Source organism: Alterinioella nitratireducens (assembly GCF_013155465.1).
GTDB lineage: Bacteria > Pseudomonadota > Alphaproteobacteria > Rhodobacterales > Rhodobacteraceae > Alterinioella > Alterinioella nitratireducens.
In genome coordinates, this window is the sequence record NZ_JABJVX010000002.1 from 110,761 (window position 1) to 127,400 (window position 16,640).

Annotated in this window: 14 protein-coding genes and 1 tRNA gene; 7 read left to right on the forward strand and 8 right to left on the reverse strand. The window is 64.0% G+C overall.

What is annotated here, in order from left to right; genetic code table 11:
* Positions 1-7 precede the first annotated feature (7 nt).
* Positions 8-724: a DUF1028 domain-containing protein gene (locus HNS34_RS03735; protein ID WP_172318168.1), complete on the reverse strand. Its 717-nt coding sequence runs from the start codon at positions 722-724 to the stop codon at positions 8-10.
* A 124-nt stretch (positions 725-848) separates the two neighbouring features.
* Between HNS34_RS03735 and HNS34_RS03740 the strand changes: the two genes are divergently transcribed.
* The 4 genes from HNS34_RS03740 to HNS34_RS03755 all read left to right on the forward strand — a co-directional run bounded on the left by HNS34_RS03740 (position 849) and on the right by HNS34_RS03755 (position 6,357).
* Complete coding sequence (locus HNS34_RS03740) at positions 849-2,426, forward strand: ABC transporter substrate-binding protein (RefSeq protein ID WP_172318170.1); 1,578 nt, start codon at positions 849-851, stop codon at positions 2,424-2,426.
* A gap of 147 nt (positions 2,427-2,573) precedes the next feature.
* Complete coding sequence (locus tag HNS34_RS03745) at positions 2,574-3,521, forward strand: ABC transporter permease (protein WP_172318172.1); 948 nt, start codon at positions 2,574-2,576, stop codon at positions 3,519-3,521.
* Entirely contained in the window at positions 3,518-5,395 is a 1,878-nt protein-coding gene (locus HNS34_RS03750) for a dipeptide/oligopeptide/nickel ABC transporter permease/ATP-binding protein (RefSeq protein ID WP_172318174.1), read from the forward strand. The genes HNS34_RS03745 and HNS34_RS03750 overlap by 4 nt, the downstream gene beginning before the upstream one ends.
* Positions 5,392-6,357: an ABC transporter ATP-binding protein gene (locus HNS34_RS03755; protein ID WP_172318176.1), complete on the forward strand. Its 966-nt coding sequence runs from the start codon at positions 5,392-5,394 to the stop codon at positions 6,355-6,357. Before HNS34_RS03750 ends, HNS34_RS03755 begins: the two co-directional genes overlap by 4 nt.
* Before the next feature lie 168 nt (positions 6,358-6,525).
* Here the strand turns inward: HNS34_RS03755 and HNS34_RS03760 are convergent, their stop codons facing one another.
* The 5 genes from HNS34_RS03760 to HNS34_RS03780 form a co-directional block, all read right to left on the reverse strand.
* Entirely contained in the window at positions 6,526-7,584 is a 1,059-nt protein-coding gene (locus HNS34_RS03760; protein WP_172318178.1) for an ABC transporter ATP-binding protein, read from the reverse strand.
* Positions 7,584-8,687 carry a glycoside hydrolase 5 family protein gene (locus HNS34_RS03765; protein WP_172318180.1) on the reverse strand — a complete coding sequence of 368 codons (1,104 nt, stop codon included), beginning with the start codon at positions 8,685-8,687 and terminating at the stop codon, positions 7,584-7,586. Before HNS34_RS03765 ends, HNS34_RS03760 begins: the two co-directional genes overlap by 1 nt.
* A gap of 67 nt (positions 8,688-8,754) precedes the next feature.
* Positions 8,755-10,029: an extracellular solute-binding protein gene (locus tag HNS34_RS03770; protein ID WP_172318182.1), complete on the reverse strand. Its 1,275-nt coding sequence runs from the start codon at positions 10,027-10,029 to the stop codon at positions 8,755-8,757.
* A gap of 23 nt (positions 10,030-10,052) precedes the next feature.
* Positions 10,053-10,886 (reverse strand): carbohydrate ABC transporter permease, encoded by an 834-nt coding sequence (locus HNS34_RS03775; RefSeq protein ID WP_172318184.1) that lies wholly within the window; start codon positions 10,884-10,886, stop codon positions 10,053-10,055.
* Complete coding sequence (locus tag HNS34_RS03780; protein WP_214647413.1) at positions 10,886-11,950, reverse strand: carbohydrate ABC transporter permease; 1,065 nt, start codon at positions 11,948-11,950, stop codon at positions 10,886-10,888. Before HNS34_RS03780 ends, HNS34_RS03775 begins: the two co-directional genes overlap by 1 nt.
* Before the next feature lie 142 nt (positions 11,951-12,092).
* Between HNS34_RS03780 and HNS34_RS03785 the strand changes: the two genes are divergently transcribed.
* Complete coding sequence (locus HNS34_RS03785; protein ID WP_172318186.1) at positions 12,093-13,088, forward strand: LacI family DNA-binding transcriptional regulator; 996 nt, start codon at positions 12,093-12,095, stop codon at positions 13,086-13,088.
* Between the two features lie 252 nt (positions 13,089-13,340).
* Here HNS34_RS03785 and HNS34_RS03790 read toward each other — a convergent pair whose 3' ends face one another.
* Entirely contained in the window at positions 13,341-13,886 is a 546-nt protein-coding gene (locus HNS34_RS03790; protein WP_172318188.1) for a hypothetical protein, read from the reverse strand.
* Positions 13,887-14,321: 435 nt separating this feature from the next.
* Positions 14,322-14,397 (reverse strand) — tRNA-Lys (locus HNS34_RS03795).
* 124 nt (positions 14,398-14,521) lie between these two features.
* On the opposite strand from HNS34_RS03795, the gene dapF reads away from it, so the two are divergent.
* Positions 14,522-15,373 (forward strand): diaminopimelate epimerase, encoded by an 852-nt coding sequence (dapF, locus tag HNS34_RS03800; protein WP_407925849.1) that lies wholly within the window; start codon positions 14,522-14,524, stop codon positions 15,371-15,373.
* A complete protein-coding gene (mtaB, locus tag HNS34_RS03805; RefSeq protein WP_172318192.1) occupies positions 15,370-16,626 on the forward strand; it encodes a tRNA (N(6)-L-threonylcarbamoyladenosine(37)-C(2))-methylthiotransferase MtaB in 1,257 nt (418 codons plus the stop codon). Before dapF ends, mtaB begins: the two co-directional genes overlap by 4 nt.
* The last annotated feature ends 14 nt before the right edge of the window (positions 16,627-16,640 follow it).

The window sequence follows — 16,640 nt, forward strand, 5'->3', positions numbered from 1 at the left end:
TTGCCCGCTACCGGCCTGCGCCGGGGGCCGCCTTGACCATCGGCTGGGGCATGTCGGGCACATCCGCCGGGGACGGCGCGCGATATGGATCGTCCAGCACCGGCACCACTTCTGTCCAGCCATGATAGGGGTCGCTTTGGCTCAGCCGGTAGAGATCGGCCAAGGCTGCGAGGGGCTGCATCGAGTGGTCGATCCGCAGCGACAGGGGCGCGAAATCGCGCCCGACGACCAGCAGCGCCGCCGAGGCCAGCCCACGGGCATCCCCGCCCGCCGCCGCCGCCGCGTCCAGCGCCGCCAGCAACCGTTTCGGCAGCGGCCCGTCAGCTTGCTGACAGGCCGCAAGCGCTGCGGTGATCACTTCGGGCCCGGTCAGCATGTTGCCCGCGACCACGACGCCCGGTGCCTCGGCCGATCCGGCATAGACGACGCTTTCGGCGCCCGTAAACGCCGCCGTGCCGCCCTGCGGATCGAGGGCCGCCAACTGCCGATGCGCGCGGCCCGTATCGGGCGATGTGACCGCATCGACCGCTGCCGCCGCCCCGGCGGACATCCGCGCCAGAACGTCTTCGCCCCACAGGGTCGAGGGGGCCGTGCCCTGGCTTGCCGACATGCCCGAATCAGCGTGCCCGCGCAGAACCCAGCCGCCCACGCACAAGCTTCCGGTGGCGGCAGCCCCGCCGATCCAGCCTGTTTTTTCATCAATCGCAAGGACCGAGATCGTCATTCGCCATCCTCCGGCTCAACCCTCTTGCATTTATCATGATAATTTGGCGTTATGCAATTTATCATTATAAATGCGGCGTAACGATGGGCACCGCTGAGAAAGACCATAGGAGAGGTGAGATATCATGAGACTTCTGAACCTGACGCGGCGCCTTGTGCTGGCCGGTGGTGCGGCCATCGCGCTTGGGCTTGCCGCATTGACCCCTGTCGCGGCGCAAACGCCGCCGGGCGTTCTGGTGGTGGGCCAGGTGGCCGAACCGCAAGCGCTCGACCCCCATGCCGTGACCGCCGTCAACGATTTCCGCATCCTGATGAATATCTATGACGGGCTGGTGCGCTATGCCTCTGGCACGCTGGAGGTCGAACCGGCCCTGGCGACATCTTGGGATATTTCCGAGGACGGCACCGTCTATACGTTCAACTTGCGTGACGGGGTCAGCTTCCACGATGGCAGCCCCTTCGACGCGGAGGCCGTGGTGTTCAATTTCGAGCGGATGCTTGACGAGGACCACCCCTATTCCGACACCGGCCCCTTCCCGCTGTCGTTCTTCTTCTCGTCCATCGACACGGTCGAGGCCGTGGACGATATGACCGTCCGGTTCACGCTGAGCGAACCCTACGCGCCGTTCCTGTCGAACCTCGCCTATCCCACCGGCCTGATCGTCTCGCCTGCGGCGGTGATGGAGCACGGGTCCGAGTTCGGCCGCAACCCGTCCGGCACCGGCGCGTTCACCTTCGCGGAATGGCGCTCCAACGAGGCTGTCGTGATCGAGGCCAACCCCGATTACTGGGATGGCGCGCCCGCGCTTCAGGCCGTGGTGTTCCGCCCGATCACCGACGCGAACACCCGCGTGGCCGAAATGCTCTCGGGTGGCATCGACATGATGGTCGAGGTGCCCCCGGTGGCGCTGTCCGAGTTTCAGGGCGACGAGTTCACAATTGTCGAACAGGCCGGACCGCATGTCTGGTTCCTGATCCTCAACATGCGCGAAGGCCCGTTCACCAGCCAGCTGGTGCGCCAGGCCGCGAATTACGCGGTGAACAAGACCGCCCTGGTCGAGGAGGTGCTGGAAGGCACCGCCGCCGTGGCCGCCGGCCCGACACCGCCCGCCTTCGCCTGGGCCTATAACGAGGAGCTTGAGCCCTATCCCTACGACCCCGACCGCGCCCGCGAATTGCTGGCCGAGGCGGGCGTGGAGAACCCGGAAGTGACCTTCTACGTCACCGAAGGCGGCTCCGGCATGCTCGACCCTGTCGCCATGGGCACCGCCATCCAGGCCGACCTGGAGGCCGTGGGCTTTGACGTCACGATCGAAACCTACGAATGGAACACCTTCCTGGGCCGCGTGAACCCCGGTCTTGAGGGCGAGGCAGACATGGCCGAAATGGCGTGGATGACCAACGATCCCGACACGCTGCCCTATCTCGCGCTGCGCACCGGTGCCTGGCCTGAAGAGGGCGGCTTCAACTCGGGCTACTATTCCAACCCCGAGGTCGACGCGCTGCTGGAAGAGGCCCGCAGCGCCACCGATCAGGACCGCCGCGCCGAGCTTTACCGCGAGATGCAGGTGATCGTGCAGGAGGACGCGCCCTGGGTCTTCGTGGCCAACTGGGTGCAGAACGCCGTGACCTCGGATGCGGTCGAGGGCTTCTCGCTTGAGCCGTCCTTCTTCCTGTTGCTGCAGGACGTGGTGAAGGACTAACCTGGCGTCGGCACCGCGGCGGGGGATCTTCCTGTCCCCGCGCCGCGGCGCGATTTGTCTGCACGGGGGATGTACGGGGGGTGTACGCCCCGGTGCATGGGGGGCACCCCCCTTGTTTTCCGCCCCTGACCGCCGGAGAAACCCGCCATGGGCCGTTACATCCTCCGCCGCCTGCTCTCGGCCATTCCGGTGCTTCTGGGCATCTCGGTGATCGTGTTCGCGATCATGGCCCTGATCCCCGGCGACCCGGCCCTGGCCATCCTCGGCAGCTTCGCCACACCCGATAACGTGGCTGCGCTGAACGAGGATCTGGGCCTCGACAAGCCCTTGATACAGCAATACTTTATCTGGCTTGGCAACATGTTGCAGGGCGATTTCGGGCGCAGCTTCGCGCTCAACCGTCCGGTGCTGGACGAGGTGCTGGAACGCTTCAACGCGACGCTTGTCCTGGCCGGCACCAGCTTTGTGATCTGCTCGATTCTGGGCATCATCGCGGGGACGGTTTCGGCGGCCAACCAATATGGTTTCGCGGATAAGGCCATCACCTTCGTCGTCCTGCTTGGCATCTCGATCCCCTCGTTTTTCCTGGGCATGATGATGATCCTGATCTTCGCGGTGAACCTGCGCTGGTTCCCGGCCTCGGGGATGTGGCCGATCTACGGCACCCGCGACATCTGGGCCCTGCTTGACCATCTCGCGATGCCCGCCTTCGCCCTTTCGGTGGTGGCAACCGGGGTCATCGCGCGGCTGGCCCGCTCTGCCATGCTGGAGGTGCTGCGCCAGGATTTCATCCGCACGGCGCGCGCCAAGGGTGTCTCGGAACGCGGCGTGGTCTGGCGTCACGCGCTGCGCGCCGCGATGGTCTCGATCATCCCCGTCCTTGGTATTCAGGCGGGCTTCGTCCTCTCGGGCGCGGTCTATATCGAGGTCGTCTTTCAATGGCCCGGCATTGGCCGGATGCTGGTCGACGCGATCCTGCGGCGCGACCTTTTGCTGGTCCAGGGGGGCGTGGTCATCGTCGCGGCCTGCTACGTCTTCTTCAATATCGTCGTGGATGTCGCGCAATCCCTCCTCGACCCGAGGATCAAGACATGAGCTTTCTCGCGCTCATTGCCCGCAACAGGCTGGCCCTCGGCGGTCTGATCGTGATGGCGGTCGTGATCCTGCTGGCGCTTCTGACCCCGCTCCTGCCGCTGGCGGAGCCCAACATCACCGACACCTCGAACCGCTTTGTCAGGCCCTTTTCCGAGGGCGCGCCTCTCGGCACCGATCATCTTGGCCGGGATCTGCTGTCACGGCTGATGTGGGGCACCCGCCTGTCGCTTGCCGTGGGCTTTGCCGCCGCCCTGGTCGCCGCCACGCTTGGCGCGGCCATCGGCATCATCGCGGGCTACTATGGCGGCCGCACCGACAACATCATCATGCGCGGCGTCGACATGCTGATGGCGTTTCCCTACATCCTGCTGGCGCTGGCCATTGTCGCGGCGCTCGGGCCGGGCCTGGTCAATGCGCTGATTGCCGTGGCCGCCGTCAACATCCCCTTCTTCGCCCGCAACATTCGCGGCATCACCGTCAGTATCGCGCATAAGGAATTTGTCGATGCGGCCCGTCTTTCGGGCATGTCGGATGCGCGCATCATCCTGACCGAGATCCTGCCCAATGTGATCCCGGTCATTGTTGTCGCCATGTCCACCACCATCGGCTGGATGATCCTGGAAACGGCGGGCCTGAGCTTCCTGGGGCTCGGCTCGCAGCCGCCCGTCGCCGATCTTGGCTCGATGTTGGGCGAGGCGCGCTCGGCCCTGATCACCAACCCGCATACTTCGATCGTGCCGGGCATGATGATCCTGGTCATCGTGATGGCGATCAACCTTCTGGGCGACGGGGTGCGGGATGCCCTGGACCCGAGGTTGAAATCCGGCGCGCTGAACCGCCCGCTGCCCGCCACGCTGGTCGCGCGGGATCGCACGCCCGCACCGCAGACACAGGAGGGCATCCTGGCGCTGAGCGAATTGCAAACGCAGTTCCACGTCAAGGATCGGGTCTACCGGGCCGTCGGCGGCGTATCCCTGGCCGTCAAGCCCGGTGAATGCCTTGGCATCATCGGCGAAAGCGGGTCGGGAAAATCGGTGACCGCCCTCTCGGTCATGGGGCTAGTGGCCTCGCCGCCGGGTCTGATCACCAACGGCTCCGTCTGGCTCGACGGCGAGGATCTGGTCGGCGCGCCCTATGCCACGCTGCGCAGCCTGCGCGGGCGCAAGGTCGCCTATATCTTCCAGGATCCCCAGGCCACGCTGCACCCGCTCTACCGCGTCGGCGACCAGTTGATCGAAGCGATTTCGAGCCACCGCTCCATCAGCCGCGAGGAGGGGCGCAGGAAAGCCATCGAATTGCTGGAAGCGGTCCGCATCCCCAACGCCCCGGCGCGCGTGAACGACTACCCGCACGAGATGTCGGGCGGGATGCGCCAGCGCGTGGGCATCGCCATGGCCCTGGCCAATGACCCCGAGGTGATCATCGCGGATGAACCCACCACCGCGCTCGACGTGACCGTGCAGGCGCAGATCCTGTCGCTGCTGGACGATCTGCGGCGTGAACGCGGGCTGGCGATCATCTTCATCACCCATGATTTCGGTGTCGTGGGTCAGCTTTGCGACCGGGTGGCCGTGATGTATGCGGGCCGCATCGTCGAGCAGGGACCGACACGCGCGATCCTCGATGCGCCGCGCCACCCCTACACCGCGCGGCTGATGGCCTGCGTGCCGGAACTTGGCGGCGGACGGCGCAGGCTGGAGGCCATCCCCGGCCTGCCGCCTGCCGTGGATCGCCTGCCCGAAGGGTGCGCCTTCGCCCCCCGCTGCGACCGTGCGCGGCCCGACTGCACGCAGGGCGACATTGCCTTTGACGCCGATAACGCCCGCGCCGTGCGCTGCCTCTATCCCGTCGATCAGAGGGAGGCGGCGCAATGACCCCGGCCCTGCGTCTTGAGGCGCTGTCCAAGACCTTCCCGTTGGGCCGAACGCTCTTTGGCCCCGAACGCCCCGGCGTGCGCGCGGTGCACCCCCTGACCCTTGATGTCGCCACGGGCGAAACCCTGGGCATCGTGGGCGAATCCGGCTGCGGGAAATCCACATTGGCGCGGATGCTTGTGGGGTTGCTGGAGCCGAGCACGGGCAGAATTGAAATCGAGGGGTCGGCGCTGGACAAGGCCGATCCGGCGGAATTCGGCAAACGCATCCAATACGTCTTTCAGGACCCGATCAGTTCACTTAACCCGCGCAAGACCATCCGGCAGATCATGGAGGCGCCCCTCAAGCTGCTGCATGGCATGGACAAGGGACAGCGGGCCGCACGGATTGCCGAAATCTTCGATCTGGTCTCGCTGCGGCACGAGTTCCTGGACCGTTACCCGCATGAGTTTTCCGGCGGTCAGGCGCAGCGCATCGGGATCGCCCGCGCCCTGGCCGCCGAGGCGCGCATCCTGATCCTGGATGAACCGGTCTCGGCCCTGGATGTCTCGGTGCAGGCGCAGGTGCTCAACCTGCTGGCCGATCTGAAGGCACGGCTTGGCCTGACCTATCTGTTCATTTCCCATGACCTTGCCGTGGTCGAGGCCGTCTCCAACCGCATCGCCGTGCTGTATTTCGGGTCGGTGGTCGAGCTTGGACGGGCGGAGGATGTATTCCGGGCGCCGCGTCATCCCTATACGCGGCTGCTCGCCGACAGCGCCCCGGTCGTCGGTCGCGCCCTGACGGCGCCGGAGGGCCGAGAGACGGAATTGCCGGATCCGCTCAACCCGCCCGAAGGCTGCGCCTTCGCAGCCCGCTGCCCCCGCGCGACCGAGCGATGTCGGGCAGAGGTTCCGAAGTTGAGCGGCAATCCCGGTCACTCGGTCGCATGCTTCCACCCCTTCGGCCCGGACCAGGAATAATCCCGCGCTCCGACGGTCTGCGGACTGCAGTTGGGTTGAGGGGTTCCGTTCAAAGCGCCTTGGTCGGGCTTGGACCAACGAGAGGCGCAGCATGAAACCGAAACCCGATACACCCAGGAAACGCTGCAGATCTGTCCGAAAAGATGGGACCACTTCAATCTGGTCCCTTCAACGAATGCGTGTTTCACTGTCCTTGTCAAAGACATACAGGTGATGCGGCTCGAAGGTGCGCGACACTGTATCGCCAAGTGCCGAGGAGATCTCGCCGCGTTCCTCGATGATCAGTTTTTCTCCGGCCGACGACGTCAGATAGGCATAGCTGATCCCGCCGAGCGCCTCGGTGATCTCGACCGTCAGGGTGGTCCCGTTCGGGTCGATCTTCGCGTGTTCCGGACGCAGGCCGATGATCACCTCGGTGCCTTCTGCGGGAAGCTCGACCTGCGGTGAAACCGTGCCACCGAGGGCGGGGACGTCGACAGCGCCATCTTGCACCACGCCGGTGACGAAATTCATTGCCGGGGATCCGATGAACCCCGCCACGAACCGGTTGTCAGGATCGCGGTAGAGATCGAGAGGGGCACCGACCTGTTCAATCCGGCCCGCCCGCAGGACAACGATCTTGTCGGCAAGCGTCATCGCCTCGACCTGATCGTGGGTGACGTAGATCATCGTTGCGCCGATATCCTTGTGCAGGCGGGCGATCTCGACCCGCATCTCGACGCGCAGTTCTGCGTCGAGATTGGACAATGGCTCGTCGAACAGAAACACCTCCGGCCCCCGCACGATGGCGCGCCCGATCGAGACCCGCTGCCGTTGGCCACCCGACAGTGCGGCGGGCTTGCGGTCCAGGTAGTCTTCCAGTTTCAGGATACGGGTGGCTTCGGCGACCTTCTCGGCGATCTCGGATTTCGGGTGGCCGTTCATGCGCAGGCCGAACGTCATATTCTCCCGCACCGTCATATGCGGGTAGAGCGCGTAGGTCTGGAACACCATGGCCACGCCACGCTCGGCCGGGTCCAGCCGGGTCACCTCGCGGCCGCCGATATGCATCGCCCCTTCGGTCGTGTCCTCAAGTCCGGCGACCATCCGCAACAGGGTGGATTTGCCACAGCCCGAGGGGCCGACGAACACGCAAAACTCACCATCCGCGATTTCGAGGTCGATGCCGTGGATGACCTGAACATCCCCGTAGCGTTTGACCACTTCCTCCATCCTTACGCCTGACATTATCTCGTCGCCCTCCTTGTCGCCGCATGACCGGGTCGGGTCAGGTTGCGGATTGTGTCGACCTCATGCCGGTCATAGGGGCTGCCATCCTCGTGCAGCAGATCGTGAAACCAGATGCTCCGATCCGGCGTTCCGCCATGCGCCCGCACCAGCGCATCGGGCCAGGGCAGCCATGTTTGCGTGCGACCCTTCACAAGGCCCCATTGAAAGCACCCGACGCCGCGGTCGTGAAACAGTTGGAGTTGATCGGTGATCCGGCTGTCGACGGCGCGGGCCATCCATTCCGTACACAGGATGGGACGGTCCAGGACTTCCAGATAGTCGATGAACTGCGCCACTCGTCCGCGGCTCCAATAGGCATGAAAGGTAATGATATCGGAATGCAGCAATGCGCTGCGGTCGATCTCGGTCTGGTATGGGTGGCTGTCATCGCCCGGCAGGGGGGTCGTCCAGGCCGCAACCGAGAGCGGCTGGACCGGGCTTTCCGCCCGCGCCCATTCAAAGCAGCTTTCCATCAAGGACAGGGCCCCGGTCTCCAGCTCGGACGCGTAATGCGCATAGCCGGTGTCAGAGAAATTCATCCGGTTGCCCGGTTCGTTGTAGAGATCCCAGAACAGGATGCGCCGATCGTCTCGGAAGGTTCGGATGATGTCACGCAGATAGGCTTCGAGCCGGGGCCGCTGGCGCGCATCAAGAACGATCGCGCGCCCCGGCGAGGCAACCGCGCGGCTGTTATGGATGCCCCGCACCGGATCGGGCTGCGGGCCCCAGACCGGCTCATCGCCGCCGAAGCCGCAATCGTCGAAGAGGCACGGGACCGTGTCGAGGCCAAGCCCATGCGCCACGCCCATCACCCGATCCAGCCGGTCGATAGTTCCATCGCGGTCATGCACCCAACCGAGATAGTGAAGGTTGAACCGCACCGCGGTGAACCCGATCTCGGCCGCCCAGGTCAGTTCGCGCTCGATCGTGGGAAGGTCGAAGGTATCGGGGTGCCACATCTCGATGAAGTTGACGGCGGTGGAGGGCAGGAAATTGAACCCGCAGACCCAGGGCCGCGCCTGCCACCAGTCCCTTGCGTCTGCTTCCGTCCAGCGATCCATGTCATGACACCCGATATGCGCGTGAAGAAGGCCGCCCCACCGGAAGTCGGCAGGGCGGCAAGGCGGGTTAGCGGTCCAGAAGGTCCTGCACGTCGATCTCGGCATCGGCCAGGGCGTCTGCCACCGGCTTGCCGGTCAGCCAGATCGCTTGCAGCTCGCGGTTCAGGACGTCCTGGATCGCGCCGTAACGGTCGGATGACGGCATGTCCTGTGCCAGCTCGGCGGTGCCGGCATATTCGGACCGATGCGGCAGGGACGCATAGGCGTCACTGGTGATCACCGACTCGCGAATGGCTATGTGGCCGGTACGGGCCCAGTCGATATTGTGATCGTTGATGAAGGCGAGAACCCGCAAGGCGGCCTGGTACTCCTCGCCCTCCAGCGAGGCGGGAATGGCCCATATGTGGCTGTCGGCCCAGGTTGCGCCGGTCTCGAAGATGGTCGGGAAATCGGCAACGTAATAGCTGTTCAGGCCGGTTCCCTCCTGTTCCGCCTCGGCCGTGTAGAGATCGACGACCCAGGTGCCGTTGACCAGAATGGCCGCCTCGCCGTTGAGGAAAGCCTGCTGGCTGTCGGCATAGTTGAGCTGCGGGTTCGCCAGACCGGCATCGAACAGTTGCGTGACCGCGGCGATTGCGTTGCGCGCCTCCTCGGTGTCGATGGTGGCGGTGCCGTCCTCGTCGAACACGTTCGAGCCCTGCTGCCAGATCAGCGCCAGCACCAGCCGGACGCCAAGCGGGAACTGGGCAAAATCGGCGGCGAGATAGTCTTGCCCGGTCGCCTCTCGGACCATCTGCGCGTGTTCCAGCAGCTCCTCGGGCGAGGTCGGCAGGATCGGCCGGCCGTCTTCGACAAGGCCGGCGGCCTCCATGATCTCCATGTTGACGTGCCAGAGATTGGCATGGACATCCATCGGGACACCGTAGATGCCGCCCTCATAGCTGACCGCGTCCAGTGCGGCGGGGGACCAGTCTGCGGGGTCGATGCCCGCGGCCTCCAGGTCGCCCGAGATCTCGCGCAGCGCGCCGAGCCCCGCGAATTCCGGCACCCGATGGCGATGCATGACGTGGATATCGGGCGGGGTGCCACCGGCATAGGCCGCCTTGAGCTGGTCGTAGTAATTGCCCCAGTCGGTCGGCAATGTGGTGATCGTGATACCGTCCAGCTCGGCATCGGCGGCATTGATGATCGACTGGATGATGCAGGCCTCGCCGGTGGTGACGGTGGTGTCGGTTCCGGCGTCTTCGCAGGCTCCGAAGAAGCGCGCGAGGGATATTTCCTGCGCGGACGCGCCGGTGGCCATTGTCGCCGCCGCAATCGCGGTGAATAGCACGTGTTTCATGTTAGTCCTCCCTAAGTTTGGTGTTAGCCCTTCGATCCGCCGACGGTCATGGCTTGGACCACGTAGCGCTGGAAGATCAGGAACAGAATGACGACCGGAAGCGAGGCGATGACGCCCGAGGCCATGACACGGCCCAACCCTTCCGATTGCGCGAAGTTCGATTGAATGGACGCAAGGCCCAGGGTGATGGTGAAGTATTCCTGCTGCTGCGCCGAGACGAGCGGCCAGAGGTAATCGTTCCAGGCATAGAGAAACGTCAGGATCGCCAGCGTCATCATCGCGGGGCGCGCGAGCGGCAGCATCACGTACCAGAAGATCTTGAGCCAGCCGACACCGTCCAGACGCGCCGCCTCCTCGATGTCCTTGGGGATCGCCCGGAAGAACTGCAACATCAGGAAGACGCCGATCGGCACCGCCATGCGCGGCAGGATCAGCGCCCGATAGCTGTTGTGCCAGCCCAGGTCGGCAAACATCGTGTAGAGCGGGATGAAGACGGCCTGCTCGGGTACCATCAAGCCGATCAGACAGATTACCGTGATCGTGCGCTTGAACGGAAACTCCATCCGCGCCAGAACATATCCGGCGGTCGTCGAGACGGCCAGCACGCCAAAGGTCATGCCGAGCGCCACAATCAGCGAATTGAGGAACCACCAGGGCGTCTGACCGAAGGCAAAGAGCGCGGCGTAATTATCCGCCGTGAACGGCAGCGGGATCAGGCCGAAGGCCGTGGTCGAGGTCGAGCGCGCCAGAACCTCGTTCGGCTGAAACGACAGCGATACCATCCAGATGGTCGGGACGAGCCAGAGGAAGGCGGGAATCGAAAGGCCGAGGACAAGCCAGTAATAGCTGCGGTTCATCACGACTTCTCCCGGCCGACAATGAACTGGATCACCGAGAACGTACCCATGATGACGAAGAGAAAGACCGCCATCGCGCTGGCCCGTCCCAACTCGCTGTCACGGAACCCGGTCTGGTAGATGTAGCGGACCAGCACCTGCGTGGTGTCGTTCGGACCGCCCTGCGTCATCAGATGCGATTGGCCGAAGACCTGGAAATGCAGGATGATCTGGAGGATCACCACCAGGGTAATGGTGCGCTTGAGGTTCGGCAGGGTGACATACCAGAAGGCCCTGACACCGCGCGCATTATCAAGGGCCGCCGCCTCGTAGATGTCCTGCGAGATGTCCTGCAGCCCGGCCAGAAACAGGATCATGGCGATGCCGAGCGACCACCAGATCGTCGCGATGACAATGGCCGCCATGGCGAATTGCTGATCTGTCAGCCAGTTGATCGGGGTGCCGCCAAAGGTCTCCGTGATGTTCGCAATCAGGCCCTGACGCGGGGAAAACATGATCTGCCAGATCAAGGTGACCACCGTGACCGAGAGAACCTGACTGAGAAAGAACAGGGTTCGCAGAGCGCCCATGGCCCGCGTTTCCCGGTTCATCGCGGCGGCCAGAACCAGGGCCGAGATCGTGACCCCAGGCACGGCCAGCCCGACAAAAACCAGCGTATTGCCGACCGTCGGCCAGAACCGCCGGTCATACCAGCGGCCTCCTTCGCCGGGATGAAAACCGGGGAGGAAAACCAGGAGCAGCGACGCCAGCCCGAGGGCGATGGCGTTGAAGCGGCTCAGACGGTCCACCCGGCGAAGGATGACGGAAAGCGCAAGGCCGATCAGGCCGGTGATCTGCCAGAACGGCGCGGCGAAAAGGCCCCATTCGATGTTCCGGCCCCACATGACGCGCTCGTAATTGCGGAAGCCGACGAACTCCGTCGCATCCGGGTTGAAGGCGACGGCCAGCAGGTTCCAGTCATGCAGGCTGATCCAGACCCCCCGAAAGAACGGGTAGATGAGGAACAGGGTATAGGTGATCAGGAACGGGGCCAGCAGGATCGCTGCGGCCTGTGTCTGAGACATACGTGATCTGGAGCGGTCGCGCATCTTCACCTCCCTGATCAGATGCCGATTCTACTTGTGCTATAATTATTAGCAATATTTATTAGCAGAACGCAACAAGTTTCGGGACCGCATGGAAAGCAACAAGAAATCACGTGTCACGATGAAAGATGTGGCAACGCTGGCCGGTGTCTCGCAATCCACGGTGTCATTCGTTCTGAACGGGCTCGAGGATATGCGGATCAGCCGCGATACACGCAAACGCGTGATGGAGGCGGTCAACCATCTCGGCTACCGTCCACGCGGGGCGGGCCGCCCTCCCAAGACCGTCGGCCCCGGCATCATCGGCCTGATGATCGACGAGATCGCGACAAGCCCCTTTGCCGCCATCTCCATCGAGGGCGTTCAGGAAGAGGCCTGGAAGAACAACATCATGGTCGAGGTCGTCATGACAGGCGGCGACCCGCAATACGAATCCGAGATCCTCAAGAAATGGGCACAGGACAACGCTTACGGTGTGATCTACGGCTCGATCCTGACGCGTGAAGCGCATCCGCCCGATGCGCTGGCCCGCCATCGCGCCGTGCTTCTGAACTGTTACGATTCCCTTGGACGATTTTCCTCCATCGTTCCGGCCGAGCGCCGCGGAGGCGAGGTGGCTACCGCTGCCTTGATCGAGGAAGGCCACAGGCGCATCGCCTTCATCTCCGGCGAGACGTGGATGGAGGCCTCCGACCAGCGTCTGGAGGGATATGAACGCGCCTTGCGGGCGGCGCGCATCCCCGTCGACCCATCGCTGATCGTCGCCGGGAACTTCATGCCGAGCGGCGGGCGTGAGGCGACCCTGAAACTCATGTCGGCGGATGCGCGTCCCGATGCGATCTTCTGTGCAAACGATCTGGCAGCGGTCGGCTGCTATGAGGCCCTGAAGGAGATCGGCGAGATCGTCGGGCAGACGATCGCGGTCATGGGCTACGACGATCAGGAAATCGCGCAGCACCTCGCGCCACCCCTCTCAACCGTCCTGCTTCCCCATAGGGAAATGGGCCAATGGTGCGTCGAACGGCTCTTGTCGGAGGGTGACGAGCCCATTGACGAGCGTATCGAATGCCCGCTTGTCATGCGCGCCTCGCACAGGAGGTCAGACCCTTCGAATTGAGTTATATGAGAGACGGCTTCAAACACCGCCGACGAAATCGGAGGATACATTGGCAGAAGAAGGGCCGGTACAATGGCCCAAAAGGGGCTGGGCCAGAACGAAGCGGCGGACTTTGCCGCTTTCATGGGGAATGCTGGACGTCTCCTGGTCTTCTGGCTTGAGCCGCTCGATACCGGGCCGATCTGCCGCCAACACACCGAGATGGTCCCTCGTGATCTTGACTACCAGCCAGGACCAGCTGAGACATCTATATCACTCCCGAATATAGGACACCGCGGCGTAGTCCAAACCTCCGCCGGGCTGGAACGTCGCTGTCAGAACAATGGTCGGCTCAAAGAAAACATTGTCCAAGAGCCTTTGAATCCCTCGCCCCCCAAGCGACGACCGAGCGGTCGTTTCCTCCCAACTCCAGTACCCGGAAATGATCCTTCCAAACCGGTCCACGCCAGCACTTTCCGGCGGGTATTCACCCTCCCGAACAGTGAAGTTAAATTCAGACATCCAGGACGCAATCACGTCGGGCGACCCAAGAGCCGTCCAAACACGAAACAGGCAGACGTCGTGTGCGTAGCGCCCATCGATACCCATCCAGTCATAAGCCAGAAGATTCAGCGAGCCGCCACCACGCGCATCTTCGGTAAGACAGGATTCGGTGGTTGGATGCCTCTCCAGCGCTTCTTCATACCGCGGCCAGCTACGGGCCGAGGGGATCACAACCTCACCCGCAAACCGAAAGGGGTTGGCGTCACGTCGTTCCACAACGTCTCTGGGAAGCACAAACGCGCTGGCGGCTTCCACACCTGCGCCCTGCCCAAATGCGGGAGAGCCCAAGGACAAGGCGATTACGGCAAGTACCCGGGAAAGAGAGGCGACCAAGGGGCGGTTGCATGACTTATCGCCTGATCTTGCGACAGGAGAGCAGCATGGCGGGGCCAAGACCTGTCCGATTTGCACTGGACCAAAACCGTTCAACCTGGAGTGTTCCACCCTGGCAAAAAATACACACTGTCCGAAGCCTATCCAAGACAAAGCCCCAGACAAGTCTGGAATTCCTCAACGTCTGAATTCTGTTCTATTTCGGGCTGTTCGCCCGCCATGTCCGGAAGCCGGACTTTCCAAGTTGCCGACGACGCACGAGCAGCCATGACGACATCGGCCCGCGACCCTATCCCGGCAATGAGCCTGGACGGAACCCAGACGTTGGCGAAACGTCTCTCAAGTCTTTGAAAACAGTGGTGAGCCGTGCAGGATTCGAACCTGCGACCCACTGATTAAAAGTCAGTTGCTCTACCAACTGAGCTAACGGCCCACTCTGATGCAAAGGGTGGCCCGGTGGGCTGCCCGTCACAGGCGGCTTCTCTATAAACCCCTCCGCAGGGCGTCAAGCGAAAATCGGCACGTGCGGGATTTCAAATCGGGCGAGGGCGGCGTATATGCCGCGCATGGCTCAAGGCACGCACCAGACCGGCCTGCCCTTCATGAAGATGCACGGGGCCGGCAATGACTTCGTCGTCATCGACGCGCGGGCAACCGGCGCGGGCGTTTCGGCTGCGTTGGCACGGGCGCTGGCCGACCGGCATCGGGGTGTGGGCTTCGACCAGTTGGCGGTGATTGAGACGGGCAATGGGGCCGATCTGGACCTGACCTTCTACAATGCCGATGGCTCGACCGCCGGGGCGTGCGGCAATGCCACGCGCTGTATCGCGCGGTATGAGATGGACCGGACCGGGGCCGCCGACCTGACCCTGCGCACCGAGCGCGGCATCTTGCAGGCGGTGGATGCAGGGGGCGGACTGACCTCGGTCAATATGGGGGTGCCGCAGCTGGACTGGCGCGAGGTTCCGCTTGCCCGCGAGATGGACACGTTGACCCTGCCCATCGAGGGGGCGCCGGTCGCCACCGGCATGGGCAATCCGCATTGCACGTTCTTCGTCGATAACGCCGAAGCAATCGACCTTGCGGCGCGCGGTGCCGAGATGGAGCATCACCCGCTATTCCCCGAACGCACCAATGTGCAGTTCGCGCATCTCGTCGGCCCCGATCATCTACGGATGCGGGTCTGGGAACGCGGTGTGGGGGTGACGCTGGCCTCGGGCTCGTCGTCCTGCGCGACCGCCGTGGCCGCCGCGCGGCGCGGACTGACGGGGCGCAAGGTGACGGTGGACCTCGATGGCGGGCGCATCTTCATCGACTGGCGCGAGGATGGGGTCTGGATGACCGGGCCGACGGCGCATGTCTTCGACGGCGTGCTGACGCCCGACTTCCTGAACGGGCTGGCAGAATGACCGCGCCCGTCTTCCACACGCTCGGCTGCCGCCTCAACGCCTATGAGACAGAGGCGATGAGGGAGCTTGCCGGTGAGGCGGGCATCGACAATGCCGTCATCGTGAACACCTGCGCCGTCACCGCCGAGGCCGTGCGCAAGGCCCGGCAGGAGATACGGCGCCTGCGCCGCGACCACCCCGAGGCCCGCGTGATCGTCACAGGGTGCGCCGCGCAGACCGAACCCGAAACCTTCCGCGACATGGCGGAGGTCGATCTGGTGATCGGTAACACCGAGAAGATGCAGCCTGCGACCTGGGCGGGCCTTGCCGGCGATTTCATCGGCCAGACCGAAAAGGTCATGGTCGATGACATCATGAGCGTGACCGAGACCGCGGGCCACCTGATCGACGGTTTCGGCACCCGCAGCCGCGCCTATGTGCAGGTGCAGAACGGCTGCGACCATCGCTGCACGTTTTGCATCATCCCCTATGGCCGGGGCAATTCGCGGTCCGTGCCTGCCGGTGTCGTGGTCGATCAGATCAAGCGGCTGGTGGATCGCGGCTATAACGAGGTGGTGCTGACGGGGGTGGACCTGACCTCCTGGGGGGCGGACCTGCCCGGCCTTCCGCGCCTTGGCGATCTGGTGATGCGCATCCTGAAACTGGTGCCCGACCTGCCGCGCCTCAGGATCAGCTCCATCGATTCCATCGAGGTGGACGAGAACCTCATGCAGGCCATCGCGCGTGAGCCGCGCCTGATGCCGCATCTGCATCTCAGCCTGCAACATGGCGACGACATGATCCTGAAACGGATGAAGCGCCGCCATCTGCGCGACGATGCCATCCGCTTTGCCGAGGAGGCGCGCCGCCTGCGCCCGGACATGACCTTCGGGGCCGATATCATCGCTGGCTTTCCGACCGAAACGGAGGAAATGTTCCGCAATTCCCTGAAGCTGGTCGAGGAATGCGGCCTGACCTGGCTGCATGTCTTCCCCTATTCCAGGCGTCCAGGCACGCCGGCGGCGAAGATCCCCAACCAGGTGAATGGCAACCTGATCAAGGATCGTGCCGCGCGGCTCAGGGCGGCGGGGGCTGCGCGTGTGCGGGCGCATCTGGCCGAGCAGGTCGGGCGCACCCACAAGGTGCTGCTGGAGAACCCGCGCATGGGCCGGACCGAGCAATTCACCGAGGTGACTTTCGCCTCCGACCAGCCCGAGGGCCAGATCGTCACCGCCCGCATCACGGGCCACTCAACCACGCAACTCAGCGCGTGATCCGACACGCCGGG